Source organism: Neorhizobium sp. T25_13 (genome assembly GCF_002968675.1).
Taxonomy (GTDB): Bacteria; Pseudomonadota; Alphaproteobacteria; order Rhizobiales; family Rhizobiaceae; genus Neorhizobium; species Neorhizobium tomejilense.
In genome coordinates, this window is sequence record NZ_PVBI01000010.1 from 85,973 (window position 1) to 108,499 (window position 22,527).

At 61.8% G+C, this 22,527-nt stretch carries 19 protein-coding genes; 8 read left to right on the forward strand and 11 right to left on the reverse strand.

Going from position 1 to position 22,527, the window contains the following annotated elements:
* The first annotated feature begins 74 nt into the window (after nucleotides 1-74).
* Both C5J22_RS22355 and purH read left to right on the forward strand, forming a co-directional pair.
* Nucleotides 75-1,757: a heparinase II/III family protein gene (locus tag C5J22_RS22355; RefSeq protein WP_105440133.1), complete on the forward strand. Its 1,683-nt coding sequence runs from the start codon at nucleotides 75-77 to the stop codon at nucleotides 1,755-1,757.
* An 86-nt stretch (nucleotides 1,758-1,843) separates the two neighbouring features.
* The gene (purH, locus tag C5J22_RS22360; RefSeq protein ID WP_105440040.1) at nucleotides 1,844-3,460 is read left to right on the forward strand and encodes a bifunctional phosphoribosylaminoimidazolecarboxamide formyltransferase/IMP cyclohydrolase; all 1,617 of its coding nucleotides are present in this window, start codon (nucleotides 1,844-1,846) and stop codon (nucleotides 3,458-3,460) included.
* A gap of 202 nt (nucleotides 3,461-3,662) precedes the next feature.
* Here purH and C5J22_RS22365 read toward each other — a convergent pair whose 3' ends face one another.
* Both C5J22_RS22365 and C5J22_RS22370 read right to left on the reverse strand, forming a co-directional pair.
* The gene (locus C5J22_RS22365) at nucleotides 3,663-5,045 is read right to left on the reverse strand and encodes an MFS transporter (RefSeq protein ID WP_105440041.1); all 1,383 of its coding nucleotides are present in this window, start codon (nucleotides 5,043-5,045) and stop codon (nucleotides 3,663-3,665) included.
* Between the two features lie 34 nt (nucleotides 5,046-5,079).
* Complete coding sequence (locus C5J22_RS22370; RefSeq protein WP_105440042.1) at nucleotides 5,080-9,846, reverse strand: NAD-glutamate dehydrogenase; 4,767 nt, start codon at nucleotides 9,844-9,846, stop codon at nucleotides 5,080-5,082.
* A 175-nt stretch (nucleotides 9,847-10,021) separates the two neighbouring features.
* Here C5J22_RS22370 and pdxY point away from each other — a divergent pair, with 175 nt between their 5' ends.
* Both pdxY and C5J22_RS22380 read left to right on the forward strand, forming a co-directional pair.
* Nucleotides 10,022-10,894, forward strand: coding sequence for a pyridoxal kinase PdxY (gene pdxY / locus C5J22_RS22375; protein ID WP_037086250.1), 873 nt, complete (start codon nucleotides 10,022-10,024; stop codon nucleotides 10,892-10,894).
* Between the two features lie 70 nt (nucleotides 10,895-10,964).
* Nucleotides 10,965-11,639, forward strand: a complete 675-nt coding sequence (locus tag C5J22_RS22380) for a carbonic anhydrase (RefSeq protein WP_105440043.1) — start codon at nucleotides 10,965-10,967, stop codon at nucleotides 11,637-11,639.
* Between the two features lie 38 nt (nucleotides 11,640-11,677).
* Here the strand turns inward: C5J22_RS22380 and C5J22_RS22385 are convergent, their stop codons facing one another.
* From C5J22_RS22385 to C5J22_RS31330, 3 genes are all read right to left on the reverse strand, one after another.
* The gene (locus C5J22_RS22385; protein ID WP_105440044.1) at nucleotides 11,678-12,490 is read right to left on the reverse strand and encodes a lytic transglycosylase domain-containing protein; all 813 of its coding nucleotides are present in this window, start codon (nucleotides 12,488-12,490) and stop codon (nucleotides 11,678-11,680) included.
* A gap of 203 nt (nucleotides 12,491-12,693) precedes the next feature.
* Nucleotides 12,694-13,728 (reverse strand): aspartate-semialdehyde dehydrogenase, encoded by a 1,035-nt coding sequence (locus C5J22_RS22390; RefSeq protein WP_105440045.1) that lies wholly within the window; start codon nucleotides 13,726-13,728, stop codon nucleotides 12,694-12,696.
* Nucleotides 13,729-13,836: 108 nt separating this feature from the next.
* Nucleotides 13,837-14,154: a hypothetical protein gene (locus C5J22_RS31330; RefSeq protein ID WP_172746746.1), complete on the reverse strand. Its 318-nt coding sequence runs from the start codon at nucleotides 14,152-14,154 to the stop codon at nucleotides 13,837-13,839.
* A 76-nt stretch (nucleotides 14,155-14,230) separates the two neighbouring features.
* Here C5J22_RS31330 and C5J22_RS22395 point away from each other — a divergent pair, with 76 nt between their 5' ends.
* Nucleotides 14,231-16,114 carry an MFS transporter gene (locus C5J22_RS22395; RefSeq protein WP_105440046.1) on the forward strand — a complete coding sequence of 628 codons (1,884 nt, stop codon included), beginning with the start codon at nucleotides 14,231-14,233 and terminating at the stop codon, nucleotides 16,112-16,114.
* A 78-nt stretch (nucleotides 16,115-16,192) separates the two neighbouring features.
* On the opposite strand, the gene lpxE is transcribed toward C5J22_RS22395, so the two are convergent.
* The 5 genes from lpxE to C5J22_RS22420 all read right to left on the reverse strand — a co-directional run bounded on the left by lpxE (nucleotide 16,193) and on the right by C5J22_RS22420 (nucleotide 19,744).
* Complete coding sequence (lpxE, locus tag C5J22_RS22400; RefSeq protein WP_105440047.1) at nucleotides 16,193-17,017, reverse strand: lipid A 1-phosphatase LpxE; 825 nt, start codon at nucleotides 17,015-17,017, stop codon at nucleotides 16,193-16,195.
* 132 nt (nucleotides 17,018-17,149) lie between these two features.
* Nucleotides 17,150-18,259, reverse strand: coding sequence for a 3-isopropylmalate dehydrogenase (gene leuB / locus C5J22_RS22405; RefSeq protein WP_105440048.1), 1,110 nt, complete (start codon nucleotides 18,257-18,259; stop codon nucleotides 17,150-17,152).
* Between the two features lie 108 nt (nucleotides 18,260-18,367).
* On the reverse strand, nucleotides 18,368-18,757 hold the full coding sequence (locus C5J22_RS22410) for a RidA family protein (protein WP_046636724.1): 390 nt from the start codon (nucleotides 18,755-18,757) through the stop codon (nucleotides 18,368-18,370).
* A gap of 16 nt (nucleotides 18,758-18,773) precedes the next feature.
* Nucleotides 18,774-19,379 (reverse strand): 3-isopropylmalate dehydratase small subunit, encoded by a 606-nt coding sequence (gene leuD / locus C5J22_RS22415; RefSeq protein ID WP_046634664.1) that lies wholly within the window; start codon nucleotides 19,377-19,379, stop codon nucleotides 18,774-18,776.
* Nucleotides 19,380-19,516: 137 nt separating this feature from the next.
* Entirely contained in the window at nucleotides 19,517-19,744 is a 228-nt protein-coding gene (locus tag C5J22_RS22420) for a hypothetical protein (protein WP_105426426.1), read from the reverse strand.
* Between the two features lie 107 nt (nucleotides 19,745-19,851).
* Between C5J22_RS22420 and C5J22_RS22425 the strand changes: the two genes are divergently transcribed.
* Together C5J22_RS22425 and C5J22_RS22430 are read left to right on the forward strand one after the other, a co-directional pair.
* Nucleotides 19,852-20,754: a CoA ester lyase gene (locus tag C5J22_RS22425; protein WP_105440049.1), complete on the forward strand. Its 903-nt coding sequence runs from the start codon at nucleotides 19,852-19,854 to the stop codon at nucleotides 20,752-20,754.
* Nucleotides 20,751-20,957, forward strand: a complete 207-nt coding sequence (locus C5J22_RS22430) for a DUF1737 domain-containing protein (protein ID WP_007764402.1) — start codon at nucleotides 20,751-20,753, stop codon at nucleotides 20,955-20,957. Before C5J22_RS22425 ends, C5J22_RS22430 begins: the two co-directional genes overlap by 4 nt.
* A 15-nt stretch (nucleotides 20,958-20,972) precedes the next feature.
* Here the strand turns inward: C5J22_RS22430 and C5J22_RS22435 are convergent, their stop codons facing one another.
* On the reverse strand, nucleotides 20,973-21,410 hold the full coding sequence (locus C5J22_RS22435; protein WP_038547261.1) for a metallopeptidase family protein: 438 nt from the start codon (nucleotides 21,408-21,410) through the stop codon (nucleotides 20,973-20,975).
* Between the two features lie 172 nt (nucleotides 21,411-21,582).
* Between C5J22_RS22435 and C5J22_RS22440 the strand changes: the two genes are divergently transcribed.
* Nucleotides 21,583-22,521 carry an ImuA family protein gene (locus C5J22_RS22440; RefSeq protein ID WP_105440050.1) on the forward strand — a complete coding sequence of 313 codons (939 nt, stop codon included), beginning with the start codon at nucleotides 21,583-21,585 and terminating at the stop codon, nucleotides 22,519-22,521.
* The last annotated feature ends 6 nt before the right edge of the window (nucleotides 22,522-22,527 follow it).

Here is a 22,527-nt window from a genome sequence, read left to right on the forward strand (position 1 = left end):
CTTTCGAACAATCTAATAGTTGATTCCCGCCGGCGGGGCGGAGGCTGATTCCTGCGGAGTATTCCAGATTGAAGATGCGGCTCGCGGATCGCCGAAGGCTGATGTCCTTCGGCTTGCGGGAAATCTGGCGGCGCCTTTGCCGGCGTTCCGCCGGATTCCGCTTGGCCGCGACTTCGTTTTCCATGCAGGTGCCGGATCGGCTGATCGTCGCGCCAACTGATCTGAGGGCGCTCGATCCGTTCGTGGCGGAGGAAATCCTGGAAGGCCGGTTCCCGCTCGCGGGGCGGATTCTCGAAACCTACGGTCAATCGCCGTTCTCCGTCGAGCTGCCGTCGCGGGCGGCAGCAGAGCGGCTGCATTCTTTCGCCTGGCTCCGCCATATCCGCACCAACAAGACGGAAGCCGCCTGTGCCAGCGCCCGTCAGGTGGTCGCGGACTGGATTGCGCTTTATGGCCGACGGCCGCAGGGCATTGCGTGGGAAGCGCATGTCGCAGCGGAGCGGGTGATCGCCTGGCTTTCACATTCCACCGTCGTGATGCAGGGCGCAGAAGCCGGCTTCTACCGCCGTTTCATGAAAAGCCTCGCCTATCAGGTCCGGTATCTCAGGAAGGTAGCCGGCTGCACGCCCGAGGGCGATACGCGGCTGAGGCTCAGGATCGCGCTTGCCATGGCCTCGATCTCGATGCCGACGCGGGCCGCCTATATCCGGCGCGAGGGCAGGCGGCTGGATCGGGAGCTGGAACGCCAGATCCTTGCCGATGGCGGGCATGTGTCGCGCAATCCACGTGCGGTACTCGACCTGCTGATCGATCTCCTGCCGCTCCGCCAGACCTATATCAATCTCGGCCACGACCTGCCGCAAAAACTCATTCCGACGATCGATCGCATGTATCCGGCGCTCCGCTTCTTTCGCCACCAGGACGGCGATCTCGCGCTGTTCAACGGTGCGAGCTCGACGCCCGCGAGCGAGTTGATGTCGGTGCTGCGTTATGACGAGACGGCCGGCAAGCCGTTCAAGGCGCTGCCGCACATGAACTATCATCGCCTCTCGGCGGACGGCACGACGCTGATCGTCGATACCGGCCGCCCGCTCTCTCCAGGGCTTTCCCGCGGGGCGCATGCGGGCTGCCTGTCCTTCGAGATGTCGGCCGGCCGGCACCGCTTCATCGTCAATTGCGGCTCGCCGAAATATGCAGGCCGGAACTACCGGCACATGGCGCGCTCGACGCCGGCCCATTCGACCGTGACGCTCAACGAGACGTCGTCCAGTCGCATCATCCGGTCCCGCTTCGCAGGCTCAATGCTGCTCGGCGGCGTGTCGGAGGTGGAGGTCGAGCGCTGGGACGACTTGCATGGCAATGACTGGCTGCGGGCGAGCCACGACGGCTACGTCCACCAGTTCGGTTATTTCCACGAACGCGAGATCGGCCTCAATGTGAAGGGCAACAAGATCAAGGGCCACGATAGGCTCTTCCTGCCGGAGGGCGAGGCGGCCGAAAGCGGGCCGTTCCTGGCGGTGGCGCGCTTCCACATCCATCCCGTTATCAACCTTTCGCGGCGCGATGAGGAAAGTGTCACGATGCGGGCGCCTGATGGAGAGACCTGGATCTTTGCGGCACCGGGGCTGCAGGTGATGATCGACGAGGACATCTTCTTTGCCGACGTTTCCGGCGTGCGGCCGAGCCAGCAGCTCGTCATCGAGTTTTCTCCGCCGGAGACTTCGGAAATACGCTGGATGCTGAGACGCGGCGAATAGGCCGTTTCTTCTTCCGCCAAGCTGTGCTAACGGGCGGCCATCTTACCTTCGCGCCGGGTCCCGCGGCGCCTTTCCAGGAGAGACCGATGGCCGTCGTTTCCAAGAAAATCCCCGCTCCCGACCGCATCAGGATCCGCACCGCGCTGCTCTCGGTCTCCGACAAGACCGGCATCATCGAGCTTGCCAAGGCCCTCACCGAGCGGGGCGTGAAGCTGCTGTCGACGGGCGGTACGCACAACGCGATCGCCGCCGCGGGCCTTGCCGTGACCGACGTATCGGAAGTGACCGGTTTTCCGGAAATCATGGACGGGCGGGTGAAGACGCTGCACCCGACCGTGCATGGCGGCCTGCTGGCGATCCGCGACGATGCGGAACATGTCGCGGCGATGAAGGAACACGATATCGAGGGCATCGATCTTGCCGTCATCAACCTCTACCCGTTCGAGGAAGTGCGCGCCGCCGGCGGCGACTATCCGACGACGGTCGAAAATATCGATATCGGCGGACCGGCGATGATCCGCGCATCCGCCAAGAACCATGCCTATGTGACCACCGTCACCGATCCTTCTGACTACCCGGCGCTGATCGAGGCGCTGCGCTCGAATGACGGGCAGACCGTCTATGCCTTCCGCCAGAAGCTCGCCGCCAAGGCCTATGCCCGCACGGCCGCCTATGACACGGCGATCTCGAACTGGTTTGCGGAAGCGCTGGACATCGAGATCCCGCGCTACCGGACGATCGGCGGCGTGCTGAAGGAAGAGATGCGCTATGGCGAGAACCCGCACCAGAGCGCCGGCTTCTACGTGACTGGCGAAAATCGTCCGGGCGTGGCGACCGCAAAACTGCTTCAGGGCAAGCAGCTTTCCTACAACAATATCAACGACACCGACGGCGCCTTCGAGCTGATCGCCGAATTCTCGCCGGAAAAGGCGCCGGCCTGCGCGATCATCAAGCATGCGAACCCCTGCGGCGTCGCAACCGGCCCGAGCCTCAAGGAAGCTTATCTGCGGGCACTCGCCTGCGATTCCACCTCGGCCTTCGGCGGCATCATTGCAGTCAACCAGCTTTTGGACGCGGAGACGGCCGAAGAGATCGTCAAGCTGTTTACGGAAGTGATCATTGCGCCTGCGGTTTCCGACGAGGCCCAGGCGATCATCGCGGCCAAGAAGAACCTGCGCCTGCTGGTGACCGGCGGCCTGCCGGACCCGCGTTCGCGCGGCCTGACGGCGAAGACCGTTTCGGGGGGCCTGCTGGTCCAGACCCGCGACAACGGCATGGTCGAGGATATCGACCTGCGCGTCGTCACCAAGCGCGCTCCGACGCCGACCGAACTCGAAGACATGAAGTTTGCCTTCAAGGTCGCCAAGCACGTGAAGTCGAATGCGGTCGTCTACGCCAAGAACGGCCAGACGGCGGGCATCGGCGCCGGTCAGATGAGCCGCATCGATTCCGCCCGCATTGCCGGCATCAAGGCGGAAGAGGCGGCCAGGGCCATGGGCTGGGCCGAGCCGATGACCAAGGGTTCCGCCGTTGCCTCGGAAGCGTTCTTCCCGTTCGCGGACGGCCTGCTTTCGGCGATTGCCGCCGGGGCCACGGCGGTCATCCAGCCGGGCGGTTCGATGCGCGACGACGAAGTGATCGCCGCCGCCGACGAGCATGGTGTGGCGATGGTATTCACGGGAATGCGGCATTTCCGGCATTGATGTTGCTGGATGGTATGCTCTGAGCGTGCGGCGTGGGTCCTCGGGTCAAGCCCGAGGATGACGACGGAAAGGGTGTTTCAGGCTGCCCAAAGAGAGATTTGAGCAAGCTGCGGCGCTCCGCTTTTCTCTGTTTGACCCGCGCACTCCGTCATCCTCGGGCTCGACCCGAGGATCCATGTCCCGACCAAATAGCTATCCGTCTCTACTTCCTGTTTGCCGGATACGGTGTGGCAAACAGCAGCAGCAACCCCGCCACGAGGAAGATCAGCAGCGTCGCCATGCCGAGCCGGGCGGAGCCGCTGGCATAGGTCATGAGCGAGAAGAGCAGCGTGGCGAGGAAGCTCGTCGCCCGGCCGGACAGCGCGTAGATGCCGAAATAGCGGCCGGTCTCCGAAAGGCTGACGCTGCGGGCGAGATAGGATCTGGACGAGGCCTGGACGGGGCCGAAGGCGATGCCGATCAGCAATCCGAACAGGATGTAGGCTTTTTCCGCCGCGGTGCCGAACAGGCCGCCGCTATCCTCTGCCGAAAGAGGCAGAAGGCCGAAGAAGACGAAGCCAGGGCCGGTGGAGATGATGCCGAGAGTGGCCACCAGCAACAGGACGAGGCTGATGATCACGACGATCTTCGAGCCGAGCAGGCGGTCGAGCCAACCGGCGACGATGCAGCCGAAAATCGCCACGACGTTCAGGATGATGCCGTAGATGCCGATCTCGATCGTCGCCCAGCCGAACATCCCGGCCGCAAACGTGCCGCCGAGGATCAGCAGGCCGTTGACGCCGTCCTGGTAGAGCATGCGGGCGACCAGGAATTTCGCGATGCCGGTGCGCTGCCTCAGGTCCCGCAGCGTGCCGCCAAGTTCCCTTATGCCGGAGCGGACCGCCGCGGCGAGCGGCAGGCCTTTCACGGCGTCCGGCGTGAAGAAGAACATCGGCAGGATGAACAGGAAATACCAGAGGGCGGAGATCGGACCGGTGATCCGCGCGTCCTCGCCGAGATGCGGATCGAGGCCGAAAAGCGGGGGGATGCCTATCAGGGTTTTCCCGCTCTCGGGATTGGCTGCGAGCAACGCCACGACGGCAATCAGCACGATCATGCCGCCGAGATAACCGAGCCCCCAGGCGACGTTGGAGATCCGCCCGACATCGTCCTTGGAGACCAGCCGCGGCATCATCGAATCATTGAAGACGGTCGAGAACTCCGCGGCGATCGACGCGAAGATCATGAAGATCATCGGCCAGATGATCGGCGAACCGGGCACTGCGAACCAAAGGGCCGAGACACAGGCGATCTTGATCATCGCAAAAAAGGCGATCCACGGTTTTCGGGGGCCGGCCTGGTCGGCGATCGAGCCGAGGATGGGGGAGAATACGGCGATGACCAGCGACGAGACCGTCGCCATGTTGCTCCAGGCCGCCTGCGCCGAGACCGGATCCTCGGTCAGCCTGGAGACGAAATAGGGGCCGAAGATGAAGGTGGTGACGACGGTGAAGAACGGCTGGGCCGCCCAATCGAAGAACATCCAGCCCCAGATGCCGCGCCGGCTCGTTTTTGCCGGCGCTTCGTCCCCATCAGTAACGGCCATTTTTCCCCCGGATCAGCCAGTTCGGTTCGTTGTCCTACATCGCCCGACCATGCGCAAGATCGTTCAGGAGGCCGGCCGCGACGGTGATCTTCGGAAGCGTCAACTCGCCGCTTTCGCTCAAGGTCACCAGTTCGGCACCGATGCGGTTCACCCGCACCCGGTCGCCGCCGACCCAGGCTTCCAAAGGCTTCTTCTCCTTCGGATGGGCAGTCATCGCGGCGATGACGATGTCGCGGCGCGCCGAGGCGAGCTGCTGCAGGCTACGGGAGAGCGCCAGGCTCTCGTAGTGTTCCGAAGTGCTGATACGTTCGCCTGCGCCGATCAGCCGGTTGATGCGGAAGGTTTCGGTAACAGTGAAATAGCTCTCGGTGGCGCGCGCCATGGTTTCACCGGTGCGGTCGGCGATCAGCATGATCTCCGGCACCAGGACCAGCGTCGACAGCAACAGGATTTCACGGGCAAGCGATGCCGGTATGCCCTGCGCTTCGAGTTCCGAGGCGCGGGCCGCGGTTTCCACGAAATCTCCGCCGGCGAGCGACGAGCGCAGCCCCTTGATCGCGGCCTTGAGGCGGCTCATCGCGCCGTCCACGTCGCCGGTGCCGACCTGCGTCTGCAGGATGAGGCGGGTTGCTTCCGCGAAGGTCTCGGTGGTGCGGGCGTAGAGATCGTTCTGCAGCTGGCCGGGGATTTTTCCATCCAGCGCATCGATCTCGGCCCAAAGCTTGGGAAGTTCGAAGCCGTCGCGGGCGAGGAAGGCGGCCTTGACGACATTTGCCGCCGTAGCGCCGGTCATATCGCTCATCTGCTGCACAAAACCCGGGCCGCCGCGGTTGATCGCCTCGTTGGCGAGCGTGGTCGCGACGATTTCGCGATGCAGGCGGTGGGACTGGATATCTCCCGCGTAAGCCTTCTGCATCCTGGCCGGGAAATAGGCCTTCAGGACAGCCGAGAAATAGGGGTCGTCCGGCAGGCTGCTGTCGAGCAGGGCATCGAAGAGAACGATCTTCGAATAGGAGAGCAACACGCCGATTTCTGGCCGGGTCAGCGGCCTGCCGGAGGAATAACGCTCCGCAAGCTCCGCATCATCGGGCAGAGTTTCGACCTTGCGATTGAGCTGGCCTTGCGCCTCCAACACGGACATCAGCCGTGAAAGCTCTTCGCGGTTGCCGGTACCCTTGCGTTCGGTCAGCGAGATCGACAGCGGCTGCAGATAGTTGTTGCGCAGCACGAGATGGCCGACTTCTTCGGTCATCGAGGCGAGAAGCTGGTTCCGCTTGTCGCGGGCAAGCCGCCCATCCTGCATGGCCGAATTGAGGGCGATCTTGATATTGACCTCGACGTCGGAGCAGTTGACGCCGGCGGAATTGTCGATCGCGTCGGAATTGCAGCGCCCGCCGTTCAGCGAGTAGGCGATGCGGCCCTTCTGGGTCATGCCGAGATTGGCGCCTTCGCCGATGACGCTGGCGCGCACTTCCGCCGCGGTGATGCGGATCGGATCATTGGCGCGGTCGCCGACTTCCGTATCGGTTTCGGAGGTTGCTTTGATATAGGTGCCGATGCCGCCGAACCAGAGGAGGTCGACCGGGCTCTTCAGGATCGCGGTCATGATCTCGAAGGGCGTCGCCGTCGTCTTGTCGATACCGATTGCGGCAGCGGCCTGCCTGGTGAGCTTTACAGACTTCTCCGAGCGGGAAATGACCATCGCCCCTTCGGAAAGGGTCGATTTGTCGTAATCCTGCCAGCTCGAACGGGGCAGGGCGAACATGCGTTCGCGCTCGGCGAAGGACTTTTCGAGATCCGGATCCGGATCGATGACGATATCGCGATGGTCGAAGGCGGCGATGAGGCGGATCTTGCGCGACAGCAGCATGCCGTTGCCGAAGACGTCGCCGGACATGTCGCCGACCCCAGCGACCGTGAACGGCGTCGTCTGGATGTCGATATCTTTCTCGCGGAAATGCCGTTTCACGGCTTCCCAGGCGCCGCGCGCGGTGATGCCCATCTTCTTGTGGTCGTAACCGACCGAACCGCCGGAGGCGAAGGCATCGTCCAGCCAGAAGCCGGCTTCCTGCGCCAGGCCGTTGGCGGTATCGGAGAAGGTCGCCGTGCCCTTGTCGGCGGCAACCACGAAATAGGGGTCGTCGCCATCGAGGCGGATCGTATCGGGCGGCCCGACGATGTCGGCGCCGACGATATTGTCGGTGATCGACAGGAGGGTGCGGATGAAGGTCTTGTAGGCCTCCTTGCCGGCATTGAAGAATGCGTCGCGCGCGCCTGCCGGCGGCAGCATTTTCGGGAAGAAGCCGCCCTTGGCGCCAACCGGCACGATCACGGCGTTCTTGACCTGCTGCGCCTTCACGAGGCCGAGGATTTCCGTCCGATAGTCCTCGCCGCGGTCCGACCAGCGCAGGCCGCCGCGCGCAACCTTGCCGAAGCGCAGATGCACGCCTTCGACCTCGGTGCCGTAGACGAAGATTTCCCGGAAGGGACGGGGCTCCGGCAGGCCGTCGAGCAGCTTCGGATCGAGCTTGAAGGCGAACATCCGGTGCGGGGCGCCATTGGCATCGCGCTGGAAGTAGTTGGTCCGGAGCGTGGCATCGACCGCATTGACGAAACGTCGAAGGGTGCGGTCCTCATCGAGATTGGGCACGTTGCCGAGCGCTTCCTCGATTTCGGCGTGATGGTCGGTGAGTTTCTTGACGCGGGCCTTCTCAGTGATCTTCGGGTCGAAGCCGTCGCGGAAGAGGCGGAAGATGGCGGCGGATATGGCCGGGTATTTCACCAGGGTGTCGGCGATATAGGCCTGCGAGTAAACGATGCCGGTCTGGCGCAGATAACGGGAATATGCGCGCAGCACCGTGACTTCGCGGGCGGACAGGCCGGCCAGCAGAACCAGCCGGTTGAAGGTGTCATTGTCGATCAGGCCTTCGAAGGCGGAGAGAAAGGCCTCTTCCAGAGCCAGGCCTTCGCGGGACAAGTCGACCTCGCGCCCGTCGCCGAGCTGCAGTTCCATGTCGTGGAGGACGATCAGCTTGCGGTCGTTTTCCGGACCGACCTCGATCTCGAACGTCTGCTCGCTGACGGCGTGGAAGCCGAGGTTTTCGAGAAGCGGCACGCGGCGGGAGAGCGACAGGTGCCGGTCCTTGTGGAAGATCTTCAGGGACACGGTGTTGGCGGCGTCGCCGGGGCGGCGATAGAAGGCGATGCGGATCGTTTCGCCGGCGGCGCAGGCGGCGATGTCCGGCAGGTCGGCGAAGGTTTCCTCGGGCGAGAAGGCTTCCTGGAAGGCCTGGGTAACGGAGAGCCGCGGCCCCTTCTCCGCAAGCGCTGCGAAGCGGTCCTCCCAGGGGGTGGCGATGAGCCGGATCGCTTCCTCGAGCTTGCCCTGCGCGATCCGCGGCGTCTTGCCACCGCGTCGGCCGATGATCATGTGGACGCGGGCGACGCCGCCCTCCGGGAAAGCCGGATAATAGGCGGAGACGTGGCCGTCATAGACCTTGGTCAGGTAGTCGCCGACCTTCTCGCGGACCAGGGAATTGTAGTCCTCGCGAGGCACATAGACGATCACCGAGACGAAACGGTCGAAATGGTCGATGCGCGGCAGGACCCGGACGCGCGGACGCTCGCTCAGTTCCATGATCTGCTCGCAGAAGCGGGCCAGCAGATCGACATCGATCTGGAAGAGGTCGTCACGCGGATAGGATTCGAGCGTGTTTTCCAGCATGCGGCCGGAATGGCTGTCGGGATCGAAGCCGAACTGCTCCTCCACCCGGCCGGTCTTGGCGCGCAGGAGAGGGATGTCGCGCACGGAGTGGGTATAGGCGGTTGCCGTGAAAAGGCCGACGACGCGCAGCTCGCCGACCACTTCGCCCTTTTCGTCGAAGCGCTTGACGCCGACATAATCCATATAGGCGCGGCGGTGCACTACGGATTTCACATTGGCCTTGGTGACGATCAGGAAATCGGGGCCGTCGAGGAACTCGAGGATTTCCGGCGTGGTCGTCACCGCGTCCTTGCCCTGGCGCAGCACCAGCACATCCGGATCGGAGAGGATGCCGAGACCGCGGCCCTTGCCGCGTTCGACCTTGGCGTTGGCGCCCTTGCCGGAATAGACGTATTCGCGCATGCCGAGGAAGGTGAAGTTGTCGTCGCGCAGCCAGTCCAGGAAGGCGAGCGCCTCGTCGCGATCGGCCTTGCGGCGGCTTGTCGAATTGCTGAGCTGCTTGGCGGCCCCGTCGAGGACTTCCAGCATGGAGCCCCAGTCGGTGATCGACAGATGAACCTGGTCGAGGATGTAACGAATGCGCTCGGTGAGCGAAGCGGCCTGTTCTTCGTTGAGCGGCGAAAGATGGATTTGGATGAGGCTCACATGATGAGCCGGGTTGCTGGGCTGTTCGTTGGAACGGAGCGCTGGTTCCTTGCCCGGCTCAACGACCAGGATCGGATGAACTGCCATGGTGAGGTCGCGGTGGGTGGCGGTCACCTCGCCCATGACCGAGTCGAACAAAAAGGGCATGTTGCGGTCGACGACGGTCAGCACCGAGACCGGAATTCCGTCCGGCTCTACACCGGCGATTGGTTCCACCGTGATGTCGGCCCGGATCCGCGTCCAGGCCATCAGCCGCTCGGCTGCATGATTGGCGGAAAGCGCCAGCATTTCCGGCGTATAGCTTTCGATGTCGTCAGTGCTGGCCCGCGCGAACAGGATGAGCGGGTCGAGATGCGGCCCCTTGCTCGCAGCGACGATCTTGCGCGCGCTTTCGATCTGTTTTTCCCGTTTCGGATTCTGCCTGACGGCCATGTCCCTCTCCCCTTTTTCCGTCCCCGGACGGAATAAATTAGATGTGTGTCATCGTGCAGCAACGTGGCTGATCCATGTCCGTCGGCACTACACGTTTCATTGTTCCGTGAAGGCTTGTTGACATGCGGCGACGAAGAAACGATCAACAGGGCCATCGTAGCCGGAAAGCAATCTCATGCAGGATACCAGCAGTGCCGTCCTCGTCATCTCCAGCCATGTCGTGCGCGGCTCGGTCGGCAATCGCGCCGCCGTCTTCGCGCTCGAGACGCTGGGATTTCCCGTCTGGGCAATGCCGACCGTCGTCCTCCCCTGGCATCCCGGTCATGGGCCTTCTACACGGCTGACCTTTCCCGAATCAGATTTCGACAAGGCTATAGACGATCTTATTCGCGCGCCATGGCTCGGAGAAGTGAAGGCGGTGCTGACCGGTTATTTCGGTAATGCCGCCCAGCCGCGTTCGGTGGCGCGGCTGATAAGGGCGCTGAAGGAGAAAAACCCGGGCCTTCTCTATGTCTGCGATCCTGTTATGGGCGATCTCGGCGGGCTCTATATTCCGCAGCCGACGGCGGAAGCGATCCGCGACGAACTCATTCCGCTTGCGACGATCGCCACCCCGAACCGCTACGAACTCGCCTGGCTTTCCGGGGCACCGCTCGAGACCAACAACGATATCATGGATGCCGCAATCGCACTCGGGCCGCCGCGCATCCTGGTGACCTCGGCCGTGCCGATGATGGCGGGTGGTACCGGCAATCTCTACCTGACGGGCAAACATGCGCTGCTTGCCGAACACCGGCTGATCGACAATCCGCCGAACGGGCTCGGCGACCTCCTGGGAGCGCTGTTCCTCGGGCGAATCCTGGCCGGAATGGAGGAGGAAAAGGCGCTGCAGCTGGCAACCGCGAGTGTTTTCGAAGTCCTTGCGCGCACGGCCAAACGCGGTGGCGACGAACTGACGCTGGAGACGGACGCGTCGAGCCTTTCCACTCCCATGGCGATGGTTCAGATGCGCCGGCTCGTGCATCCCTTGCAGCGGATCAAGCGGTAATAGGCCTCGGGAGTTCGCAGATGCACAATGGCCGTTGATCTTCGCTCGACGGCGCTATAATCGTTGCTCCATGACGGATTTTCCTGACAGACTTCTGGCGGGCTACCGCAATTTCATGAGCGGTCGCTATAGTGACGAACGCGAGCGTTACCGGGTGCTGGCGGATAGCGGGCAGAAGCCCCACACGCTGCTGATTGCCTGTTGTGACTCCCGGTCTGCGCCGGAGACCATTTTCGATTGCGGGCCGGGCGAACTTTTTGTCGTGCGCAACGTTGCCAACATGGTGCCGCCCTACGAGCCCGACAGCCAGTTTCACGCCACCTCGGCAGCGCTCGAATATGCCGTTCAGGTGCTGGAGATCGACAATATCGTGGTGATGGGCCATGGCCGTTGCGGCGGCATCCGGGCAGCTCTCGACCCTGCCATCGAGCCGTTGTCGCCGGGCGACTTCATCGGCAAGTGGATGGGACTGGTGAGGCCCGCCGCCGAGCAGATCCAGAACAACGAGTTCATGACGCAGGCCGAACGCCAGACGGCGCTGGAGCGGGTCTCGATCCGCAATTCGATCGCCAATCTGCAGACGTTCCCCTTTGTTCGCAAACTCGACGAAGAAGGGAAACTCGGCATTCACGGTGCCTGGTTCGACATTTCGACCGGGGAGCTCTGGATCATGGACAGCAAGGGCGATTTCGTCCGCCCGGACCTCACCGAACCGCCGGAGCAGGCCGAACAGGCGTCGGCCTGAATTTTTTCAGGTGAAGCGAAGCTTGATGGCCGGCGGGCTTATTGGCCGTCGATCTGCGCGCCCATATAGGCGATCGCCTTCTGGTAGACGCTCGCGGCGTTCCAGCCCTGGATAGCGCCGAAGTTCGGCTCGCCCGGCTGGTAACCGGCACCTGGCCTCCAGCCGTGGCCCTTCAGGAAGTTGGCGGTCGAGGCGAGCGCGTCGGCACGCGAACGGACCATGTCGATATGGCCGTCGCCGTCGCCATCGGCGCCGTAGCGGACGACGTTCAGCGGCAGGAACTGGGTCTGGCCGATCTCTCCATGGGCAGCACCGCGGGCGGTGACGCTCAGATCGCCTCGGCCGACGAGCTGAAGGGCCGCATAAAGCTGCTCGGTGAAATAGGCGGAGCGGCGGCAATCGTAAGCGAGCGTCGCGACGGCGGAAAGCGTGTGCTGATCACCCATGAAGCTGCCGAAACCGGTTTCCATGCCCCAGATGGCGATGATCGGGCCGGCCGGCACGCCGTAGCGGCGTTCGATCTGCGCAAACAGCGAAGCGTTGCCGGATTTCATGCCCTTGCCGCGGGAGATGATGGCGGCCCCGCCGCGTTTCTTCATGAAGTCTTCGAAGGAGAGCTTGAAGCTTTTCTGGCCGCGATCGGCGCTGATGGTCGCGCGGTTGTAGGAGACGCTCGAAAAAGCCTTTTCGACGACGGAAGGGTTGACGCCGCTCGAAGGTGCAACCCGCTTGAATTCTTCGACCCAGCGGGCGAAGCCGGATGAATCGTTGCCGCATTGGAGCGCGGCAACAGCCGGACTAGCGGTCATGAAACCGGTTGCGATCAATCCTGCCAGCAAAATCTTCTTCATGCGGTCAAACCCGTCCCGAGAGCCGGATCGCTTAAGTCAAAAGCGTCCGGATAATGTGTTTTGTTTCGGCCTTATGGCGGCGGTTGCGGACAATCGCAACTCACCCGTTCATGAATAGTTTGTGATGTAGGTGATTCGAAAGAAAAACCCCGCCATTTCTGACGGGGTTTCTATCGGAACATGCTTAATAAATTTATTATTTATCAGGCAGCAGCCTTGCGCGGCTTGATCAGGCCGCGATTGACGAGCAATTCGGCGATCTGGATGGCGTTGAGCGCGGCACCCTTGCGCAGGTTGTCGGAAACGACCCAGATATTGAGGCCGTTTTCCACCGTCGCATCCTCACGGATACGGGAAATGTAGGTGGCATCCTCGCCGGCGCATTCGTAAGGCGTCATGTAGCCGCCGTTTTCATGCTTGTCGATGACGAGGCACCCCGGAGCTTCGCGGAGGATATCCCGGGCCTGATCCGCGCTGATCTCGTTTTCGAACTCGATATTGACCGATTCCGAATGGCCGATGAAGACCGGAACGCGCACGGCGGTGCAGGTCACCTTGATCTTCGGGTCGAGCATCTTCTTGGTTTCGGCGAGAACCTTCCACTCTTCCTTCGTATAGCCGTCTTCCATGAAGCTATCGATATGCGGGATGACGTTGAAGGCGATCCGCTTGGTGAACTTCTTGGATTCGACCGGATCGGCGACGAAGACGGCGCGGGTCTGGGTGAAGAGCTCGTCCATGCCTTCCTTGCCGGCGCCGGAGACCGACTGGTAGGTCGAGACGACGACGCGCTTGATCTTGGCGAAGTCGTGCAGCGGCTTCAGGGCGACTACGAGCTGAGCGGTCGAGCAATTCGGATTGGCGATGATGTTGCGCTTGGTAAAGCCGGAGATCGCATCGGGGTTCACTTCCGGAACGATCAGCGGAACGTCCTGATCGTAACGCCAGGCGGACGAGTTGTCGATGACGACGCAGCCCTGGGCGCCGATCTTCGGCGACCACTTCTTGGAAACCTCGCCTCCTGCCGACATCAGGCAGATATCGGTGTCGGAAAAATCGTAGTTTTCCAGGTTGGAAACCTTCAGCGTCCGGTCGCCGAACGAAACTTCGGTTCCCTGGCTACGGGCGGATGCCAGCGCCACGACTTCGTCGACCGGGAAGCCGCGCTCGGAAAGGATCGTCAGCATTTCCCTGCCGACATTGCCGGTTGCACCGGCGACTGCGATCTTGAAACCCATTTTGTGCTCTCTTTCTGTCTCTCCTCGATCTGGTGAGGGGGAAGCCGCGATCAACTCGCGGAATTCCTTGTCCCCGGCCATCCGGGGAGAGAGCGGCGGCCAGAGACGTCAGACGGTTTTCGTCGTCGTTTTGGCCTTGGTTTTGGAGAAAGCGGCAAAACACGCCCGCTGCGCAGCCTGGATGGCCGGCAGTGCGGAAGCAGCGATATGGAATTCGCAGGCGCGCATGTGGGTGTCTTCCCGTTCGCGAAGCTGTTTAAAAGATTTTCGCAACGAGTCAAGCGATGGCTGACGCAGGTGATGCACCGCATTGCCATTATGCCGCGCCGCAGCATCCGCTGTGCACGGCAGGCGCGATATTAGACGAAAGTCATAATCCCAAAGCATCGCTCTCCTTAGCCCTTGAATTCTGGCAATCTGCGACAATGCGTCGCCATATCCTAGGCCAGGAGGAAACGGGCTTGGAGCCGGCACGCGATTTTCATCTTGAGGGAGGACGACAATGGCAGATGTCGCAATTACGGCCGGCGCAAAGGCCGGACCGATGACGCGGGAAGAGAAGAAGGTTATCTTCGCTTCTTCGCTCGGCACCGTATTCGAATGGTACGATTTCTATCTCTATGGTTCACTGGCCACCTTTATCGGGGCAGCCTTCTTCAGCCAGTATCCGGAAACGACCCGGAACATCTTTGCCCTCTTGGCCTTTGCGGCGGGCTTCCTTGTCCGTCCTTTCGGCGCGCTTGTGTTCGGCCGTCTTGGCGACCTCGTCGGCCGCAAATACACCTTCCTCGTCACCATTCTGATCATGGGTTTTTCAACCTTCCTGGTCGGCATCCTGCCCGGCGCAGCGTCCATCGGCATTGCCGCTCCGATCCTGCTGGTCGCACTGCGCATGCTTCAGGGCCTGGCGCTCGGCGGCGAATACGGCGGTGCCGCGACCTACGTGGCGGAACATGCGCCGCATGGCCGGCGCGGCTTCTTCACCTCGTGGATTCAGACCACGGCCACACTCGGCCTCTTCCTGTCGCTGGTCGTCATTCTCGGCGTTCAGATGGCCATGGGTCGTGAAGCATTCGCTGCCTGGGGATGGCGCGTTCCGTTCCTTCTCTCGGTCATCCTGCTCGGCGTTTCGGTCTGGATTCGTCTGAAGATGAACGAGTCGCCCGCCTTCAAGAAAATGAAGGAAGAAGGCAAGGGATCCAAGGCTCCGCTCACTGAGGCGTTCGGCACATGGCGGAACGCGAAGATCGCGCTTCTCGCTCTGTTCGGTGCAGTGGTCGGCCAGGCCGTCGTCTGGTATTCCGGCCAGTTCTACGCACTGTTCTTCCTGCAGAACATTCTCAAGGTCGATGCGCAGTCCGCGAACCTGATGGTTGCTGCTTCGCTCCTTCTCGGCACCGGCTTCTTCGTCTTCTTCGGCTGGCTTTCCGACAAGATCGGCCGCAAGCCGATCATCATGGCCGGGCTGCTCCTGGCGATGGTGACCTACTTCCCGCTGTTCAAGGCCATGACCTGGGCAGGTAACCCTGCTCTGGCTCAAGCTCAGGAAACCGTGCGTGCGACGGTTGCGGCAGCTCCTGGCGACTGCAAATTCCAGTTCAACCCGACTGGTACGGCAAAGTTCACCACGTCCTGCGACATCGCAACTTCGTTCCTGACCCGCAATTCGGTCCCTTACGAGGTTGTTGCAGGTCCAGCCGGTACGCCGGCCACGGTGAAGATCGGCAATTCGACGATCGCCAGCTATGATGCCATCGCATCCGGCGCTGACGCCAAGGCCAAGGATGCTTCCTTCCAGAAGCAGGTGAATGTTGCACTGCAGGCGAGCGGATATCCCTTGGCTCGTGCGGCCTCCAAGGTGCCGGAAGCAAAGCTGGATGGCTTCATCACAGCCAATCCGGAATTGAAGCTCGATGCCGCCGCCATTCGCGCCGGCGCCAAGGCTTCGGTCACGGGTCCTGACCTGGTTACGCAGAAGCTGCTGACCGCACAGGAAGCCACTGGCGTGACCGAGATGGCAGTCTATACCATCCCGAACTCCGGCGCCTTCTCGATGGTGGCAAATCCGCAGGCGGTCAACTGGGTGACGATCATCGCCATCCTGACGGTTCTGGTGATCTACGTGACCATGGTCTACGGCCCGATCGCGGCACTGCTGGTCGAACTCTTCCCGACCCGCATCCGCTACACCGGCATGTCGCTGCCTTACCATATCGGCAATGGCTGGTTCGGCGGTCTTCTGCCGGCAACGGCCTTCGCGATGAGTGCCGCCAAGGGCGATATCTACTATGGTCTCTGGTATCCGATCGTATTTGCCGGCATCACGCTGGTGATCGGCTTGCTGTTCCTGCCGGAAACCAAGGACCGGGACATCCACGCCGAATAAGGGTTTCGTTCCCGGGGTTCTTCCCCCGGCAACCCGCCAAAATGAAAAGCCCGGCGCAGTTCTCTGCGCCGGGCTTTTTCATGTCAGGTCATTGGTGTTTTCGCCTGCCTCCCGCTTCGGCGGAATGCCGCGGAGCGGAAATGGCACTGTCGCCCGATTGGGGCGCAGGAGGAGAGGAATGGGCCGGCGCGGAACCGGCCAGCCGTCAGGCTCCTGCCGGAAGAGCAGCCCGTAGCGGGAAAACACGATCGCCATGATGACCGAGAACCAGGCGCCGAAGGAGAGGCCGGCAATCACGTCGCTCGGATAATGGGCTCCGACGATGACGCGCGAAAAACCGAGCCAGAAGCTCATGATCAGAAAGAACAGGCGGTAGCGCGGAGCGAGCAGCGCCAACGCCATCAGGAATGCACCGACGGTGGTTGCGTGACCGGAAGGAAAGCTTTCGAACCGGGAGCCGGAAAAGGGATTGAGACCGTAAAAGCCCCATTGCTCGTAAAGTCCTGGCCGGGCGCGTCCGATGATGCGCTTCACCAGGTTGACGAGAAGGCCGGAGCCGGCAACGGCGACAAAGATATAAGCCGCGATATGGCTGACCAGCATCGCCTGGAAGCGGGCTTTCAGGCCGGGCGCGAGCCGGATAACGGCGAGCGCTTCGAAGAAAAGGAGCGCTGCCGCAAAGAGGATCCAGCCGGACGTGCCGAAATCGGTAATCGCCTTGCCGATCGGCAGCAGCACGTTGGGCGTATGGGCGGCATAGGAGCCAACCGGGGCATCGAGCAGGAAAAAGGCGATCAGGATCAGGTTGATCGTGACCAGCGCATAAGGCAGCCATCGCGGCGAAGGCGGTCCGGATGGATAGCGATACCGCCGATGTTTCAGTTTTTCGATTGTCCGTTTCATCGGCCTCTTCCGTGGCGCGGGACCGATCCCGCGCCGCTTCTTCCCATAGATTCCGCAATATGGGTAGCGGGATGCCGAGCGCAATGTCGAGGTGCCTTTCCGCCGCGACGGAAAGGCACCTCGATCGGTGTATCAGGCGGAGAGGCTTGCGAATTCCTTGAGAATCGCATCGCCCATCTCAGCGGTGCCGACCTTGCGGGCGCCTTCGGCCATGATGTCGCCGGTGCGGATGCCCTGATCGAGCACGTTGGCAATCGCCTTTTCGAGATTGTCGGCTTCCGTGACCATATTGAACGAGTAACGCAGGCACATCGCGAACGAGGCGATCATGGCGATCGGGTTGGCAACACCGGTGCCGGCGATGTCTGGCGCCGAACCGTGCACCGGCTCGTAAAGCGCCTTGCGCTTGCCGGTCTTGGCGTCGGGTGCGCCGAGCGATGCGGAAGGCAGCATGCCGAGCGAGCCGGTCAGCATGGCCGCGACATCGGAGAGCATGTCGCCGAACAGGTTGTCGGTGACGATGACGTCGAACTGTTTCGGAGCGCGGACCAGCTGCATGCCGCCGGCATCGGCCAGCATGTGGTCGAGCTTGACGTCGGAATATTTCGCCTTGTGCGTCTCGGTGACCACCTGGTTCCAGAGCACGCCCGACTTCATGACGTTGCGCTTTTCCATGGAGCAGACGGCGTTCTTACGGGTACGGGCAAGCTCGAAGGCGACGCCGGCGATACGCTCGATCTCATAGGTATCGTAGACCTGGGTATCGATGCCGCGCTTCTGGCCGTTGCCGAGGTCGACGATTTCCTTCGGCTCGCCGAAATAGACGCCGCCGGTCAATTCGCGGACGATCAGGATGTCGAGGCCTTCGACCAGTTCCGGCTTCAGGGAGGAAGCGGCGCTAAGCGCCGGATAGCAGATGGCCGGACGCAGGTTGGCAAACAGCTCCATGTCCTTGCGCAGCCGCAGGAGGCCGGCCTCCGGGCGCACCTCATAGGGAACCTGGTCCCATTTCGGGCCGCCGACGGCGCCGAAAAGCACGGCATCTGCATTCATGGCCTTGCTCATGTCCTCTTCGGAAATGGCAGCGCCATGGGCATCATAAGCGCAGCCGCCGACCAGTCCTTCGTCGAGGACGAAATCGGCCTTCATGGCGCTGTTCATATAGGCGATAATCTTGCGGACTTCGCCCATGGCTTCGGGGCCGATGCCGTCGCCGGGAAGGAGGAAGAGGTTCTTTGCCATATCGTTTGGTGTCCTTGCGGGTTTCGCAGGCTCGCGTCCTCCCGCGCGGGTTCTCCGCGCCTGGCATAACCTCGTCCGAGCCTGCCAAAGGACGAGGCTGGAAAGGTTTTAGGGACTGCCGGCGCCGATGCGGGCGGTCACCTCGATCTCGATCTTCATTTCGGGCGTGGTGAGGCCGCACACGACCATGGTGGCCGCAGGCCGGATCTCGGAGAAGGTCTCGCCGAGAACCTGCACGATGGCATCGTAATCGGCCATGTCGGTGAGGTAGTAGCGCACCCGGACGATATCCTGGAGGCCGCTGCCGGCCTCTTTCAGCGCTTTTTCGATCGTGCCGAGCGTGTTGCGCGTCTGGGCGGCAGCGTCTTCGGGCATTTCCATCCTGGCATAGTCATAGCCGGTGGTACCGGAGACATAGACCATGTCGCGGTCCACCACGGCGCGCGAATAGCCGATCCGTGCTTCGAAGGGCGATCCGGAGGAAATCCGCTTGACCATCAGGATGCTCCGGAAATCAGAGCCAGGGGCGAGCGGCTCGGTTGTTGTTTTCGAAAGTGCTGATCGCCGCATCGCTCTTCAGCGTCGAGGCAATGTCGTCGAGGCCTTCGAGCATGATGTGGCGGCGGCCGGGATCGATGTCGAAATGGATGGAGCCGCCATCCGGACCGGTGATTTCCTGGGCTTCCAGGTCGATCGAGAGGATGGCGTTCGAGCCGCGCTCGGCATCGTCCATCAGCTTTTCAAGATCTTCCGGGGAAACGACGATCGGCAGGATGCCGTTCTTGAAACAGTTATTGTAGAAAATGTCGGCGAAGCTCGTCGAGATGACGCAGCGGATGCCGAAATCGAGAAGCGCCCACGGCGCGTGTTCGCGCGAGGAGCCGCAGCCGAAATTGTCACCGGCGACCAGGATCTTGGCGTTGCGATAGGCCGGCTTGTTCAGCACGAAATCGGGATTTTCAGAACCGTCGTCCTTGTAGCGGGCTTCCGAGAAGAGACCCTTGCCAAGACCGGTACGCTTGATGGTCTTGAGGTAATCCTTCGGAATGATCATGTCCGTGTCGATATTGATGACCGGAAGCGGCGCCGCAACGCCGGTGAGCTTGGTGAACTTTTCCATGATCTGCCTCCAGGTGGACTTATCTGCGGAAGCTGCCATAAAGCAAATCGACGCAGATTTGAAGGCCTGTTTGGCGTGAACCGGTACGCCAACACGCCGGAAACCGGCGTATTCGTCTCAGTCAGCGCTTAAAACGATCAAAGGTCGATGATCGTGCCGCGGCCGTCGTTCCAGACACGCATCTCGCGCTTGCTTGTCTTGGCCCGCACCGGAACCGGCTTCAGCCGCGCCGAAAGCGCACGCCCGATGGACAGAACTGCGAGAATGCCGGCAAAGGCGACGGTCAGCGAAGCCGTCAGAAGTGCTGCCATGGCGAGCACGGCGATGGCCGATATGATGACGAAGAAGATGCGAATATTTTGCATGGTATATACCTTTCTCACCAAGGAATGTGGAGCCTTGCGCCCTTTCTTGCAAGGGGCTTTGGGCATGCAGTATTGCCGCAGACCAAAAAGATTGGCACAAAGCGCCGATGATCGCCTTGACCGATATCAAATCCGCCTCCTTTCATACTCGCCGGTCGATTCTGAGCGTGCCGGCCGGAAACACGAGGGCATTGGAAAAGGTGCATGGCCTCGATTGCGACGCGGCGATCTTCGACCTCGAAGATTCCGTCGCGCCGGAAAAGAAGGGCGAGGCCCGCGAGAACCTGCGCCGGCTCTTTAAGGAAAACCCGCTCAAGGGCAGGGAAGCGATCATCCGCATCAACCCGCTCGAAACCGAGTTCGGCAAGGCGGACATGGATCTCGTGACCGAAGTCTCTCCGGACATCGTGCTGATCCCGAAGGTCGAGCATATGTCGCAGGTCCAGGCGGTGGCGGATATCCTGTCCGAAGCCGGTGCTCCGGACGATCTCGCCATCTGGGCGATGATCGAAACGCCGAAGGGCGTCCTGAATGCGCCGGCGATTGCCCCTGTCGACGAGCGGCTCCAGTGTTTCGTGGTCGGCCTCAACGACCTGCGCAAGGAAACAGGCGTGCTGCCGCAGCTGGGCCGGGCCTATCTGGTGCCCTGGCTGATGCAGATCGTGCTCGCCGGCCGCGCCCATGGCATCGACGTGATCGACAGCGTCTTTAACGACTTCAGCGATGCGGAAGCCTTCGAAGCGGAATGTGCCCAGGGCCGTGCCATGGGCTTTTCCGGCAAGATGCTGATCCATCCGGCCCAGATCGAACCCGCCAACCGGCATTTCGGGCCGGATCCACGGGCCGTGGAAGAGGCGGAAGCGGTGATCGCCGCCTTTGCGGAACCGGGAGCGCAACATCTCAACATCATCAACCTGAATGGCAAGATGGTCGAAAGGCTGCATCTGGCGGAGGCCGAAAGACTTGCCGCCACGGCCCGGATCATCGCTGCAAGAAAGAGAACGCCATGAAACTGTATCGCTTCCTCAGCGGCCCCGACGATTCTTCCTTCTGCCACAAGGTAACGGCGGCGCTGAACAAGGGCTGGGAACTTTCCGGCTCGCCGACCTATGCCTTCAACGCCACGACCGGCGAGATGCAGTGCGGCCAGGCGGTGACGAAAACCGTTCACGGCAAGGAATATGACCCCGAAATGAAGCTCGGCGAGCAATAGGCTCCCGTCAGGGGATCAACGCTGTGCAGCTTCGTCGGCGCTGGCCTCGATGCGCTCCATGTCATCGTCGCTGAGGCCGAAATGGTGGCCGATCTCGTGGATCAGCACATGGGTGATGATATCGCCCAGCGTTTCTTCGTTTTCCGCCCAGTAATCCAGGATCGGCCGGCGATAAAGCCGGATGCGGTTCGGCAATTCGCCCGTTTCCATGTTGAACCGCTCGGAAATGCCGCGGCCTTCGAAAAGGCCGAGCAGGTCGAAAGGCGTCTCGAGTGCCATATCCTCGAAAACGTCGTCGTCCGGAAAATCCTCGATCTCGATCGTCAGGTTGACGGTGAGAGCCCGGAATTCCTCCGGTAAATGACCATAGGCTTCGATCGCCAACGACTCGAATGTGCTGATCGTCGGCGCGTGGCGATCCTGCCAATCGTCGGTCTGGTCGATGCGGGCCATAGGCTCTCCTTCTGATCAGGCCCATATAGTACCTCCCGCGATATTTTTCGAGTGAAGAATCATCGCCCTAGGATCCAAGGAAAAGATTCCCAGGATTTGGCTGTTGACTCTTTCGGGCAGCTCTGGAATCCATAAGAACATAAAGAGAACATGTACAGATGGAGCTGACGCCATGGCCGAGCACGCCACGGCGCAGGAGACGCTTTTTGCCCTGCGCGAACAGATCGCCAGATTGGAGGGAAAATCTCTGCCGGCGCTTGCCGCGGCGGAACAGGCGGACTCGGCTGCCGATCCGGAGGGCAGGAAATCCAAGAACAACCCACCCCGTCTGCCATTCGGCGTACCGCCGATGGATACCGCCTTGGAAGGTGGCCTGCCGCTCGATGGCATCACGGAAATCCGTTCCCATTTGATGGGGGATGCCGGGGCAGCAAGCGGCCTTGCTCTCTCGCTGGCGTCTCACCTCAAGGCGAGACAGCCGAGCGAGGCGCCGCTTCTCTGGATCTGTGATGTCGTCTCCATGCAGGAGGCCGGAATTCCTTATTCCATCGGTCTCAAACAGTTCGGATTGAGCCGCCGGGATATTCTTTACGCCTCGCCACGCAAGTTGGACGATGCCCTGTGGCTTGCCGAGACCGCATTGGCGAGCGGGGCTCTTGTCGCCGTCATTCTCGAAATCCGGGGAAATCCCAAGCATTTTGGGCTCACCGAAAGTCGCAGGCTGGGTCTGAGGGCAAAGGCGGCGGCGCGGCCACTCTTTTTGTTGCGGCATGCGGGAGAGGAGGAGGCGAGCAGCGCCTCGTTCCGCTTTCTTGTCGAACCGGCGCCGGCGGCTCACCGGCATCTTCCGGATGGATCCGTGCTTGGCGGCAGCATCGGTCATCCCGTTTTCAGGCTGACCCTGGAGAAGAGCCGTAACCCGGCTCCTCTGTCCCTACTTCTGGAGTGGAACCCCCATGACCGTCAATTTTCCCTTGGCCAAGACACAGGAGAGGCTTTTTCTTTCCGCAACCCGCCAGCGCATCCTGGCGCTCGTCTTCCCGCATCTGCCGACCGACAGGATCGCGCGCCGGCTCTGGGGACTGTCGTGGCGTTCGAAAGGGCGTCCTGAGCATCA

What these genes read in the sequence shown, in the direction of transcription:
- C5J22_RS22440 (WP_105440050.1), top strand. Translation starts at nt 21,583, where the DNA reads ATGGCCGAGCACGCCACGGCGCAGGAGACGCTTTTTGCCCTGCGCGAA.
- C5J22_RS22425 (WP_105440049.1), top strand. Translation starts at nt 19,852, where the DNA reads ATGATCGCCTTGACCGATATCAAATCCGCCTCCTTTCATACTCGCCGG.
- C5J22_RS22420 (WP_105426426.1), bottom strand. Translation starts at nt 19,744, where the DNA reads ATGCAAAATATTCGCATCTTCTTCGTCATCATATCGGCCATCGCCGTG.
- C5J22_RS22435 (WP_038547261.1), bottom strand. Translation starts at nt 21,410, where the DNA reads ATGGCCCGCATCGACCAGACCGACGATTGGCAGGATCGCCACGCGCCG.
- C5J22_RS22380 (WP_105440043.1), top strand. Translation starts at nt 10,965, where the DNA reads ATGACGGATTTTCCTGACAGACTTCTGGCGGGCTACCGCAATTTCATG.
- C5J22_RS22370 (WP_105440042.1), bottom strand. Translation starts at nt 9,846, where the DNA reads ATGGCCGTCAGGCAGAATCCGAAACGGGAAAAACAGATCGAAAGCGCG.
- pdxY (WP_037086250.1), top strand. Translation starts at nt 10,022, where the DNA reads ATGCAGGATACCAGCAGTGCCGTCCTCGTCATCTCCAGCCATGTCGTG.
- C5J22_RS22410 (WP_046636724.1), bottom strand. Translation starts at nt 18,757, where the DNA reads ATGGTCAAGCGGATTTCCTCCGGATCGCCCTTCGAAGCACGGATCGGC.
- leuB (WP_105440048.1), bottom strand. Translation starts at nt 18,259, where the DNA reads ATGGCAAAGAACCTCTTCCTCCTTCCCGGCGACGGCATCGGCCCCGAA.
- C5J22_RS22365 (WP_105440041.1), bottom strand. Translation starts at nt 5,045, where the DNA reads ATGGCCGTTACTGATGGGGACGAAGCGCCGGCAAAAACGAGCCGGCGC.
- leuD (WP_046634664.1), bottom strand. Translation starts at nt 19,379, where the DNA reads ATGGAAAAGTTCACCAAGCTCACCGGCGTTGCGGCGCCGCTTCCGGTC.
- lpxE (WP_105440047.1), bottom strand. Translation starts at nt 17,017, where the DNA reads ATGAAACGGACAATCGAAAAACTGAAACATCGGCGGTATCGCTATCCA.
- C5J22_RS22390 (WP_105440045.1), bottom strand. Translation starts at nt 13,728, where the DNA reads ATGGGTTTCAAGATCGCAGTCGCCGGTGCAACCGGCAATGTCGGCAGG.
- purH (WP_105440040.1), top strand. Translation starts at nt 1,844, where the DNA reads ATGGCCGTCGTTTCCAAGAAAATCCCCGCTCCCGACCGCATCAGGATC.
- C5J22_RS22355 (WP_105440133.1), top strand. Translation starts at nt 75, where the DNA reads ATGCGGCTCGCGGATCGCCGAAGGCTGATGTCCTTCGGCTTGCGGGAA.
- C5J22_RS22395 (WP_105440046.1), top strand. Translation starts at nt 14,231, where the DNA reads ATGGCAGATGTCGCAATTACGGCCGGCGCAAAGGCCGGACCGATGACG.
- C5J22_RS22385 (WP_105440044.1), bottom strand. Translation starts at nt 12,490, where the DNA reads ATGAAGAAGATTTTGCTGGCAGGATTGATCGCAACCGGTTTCATGACC.
- C5J22_RS22430 (WP_007764402.1), top strand. Translation starts at nt 20,751, where the DNA reads ATGAAACTGTATCGCTTCCTCAGCGGCCCCGACGATTCTTCCTTCTGC.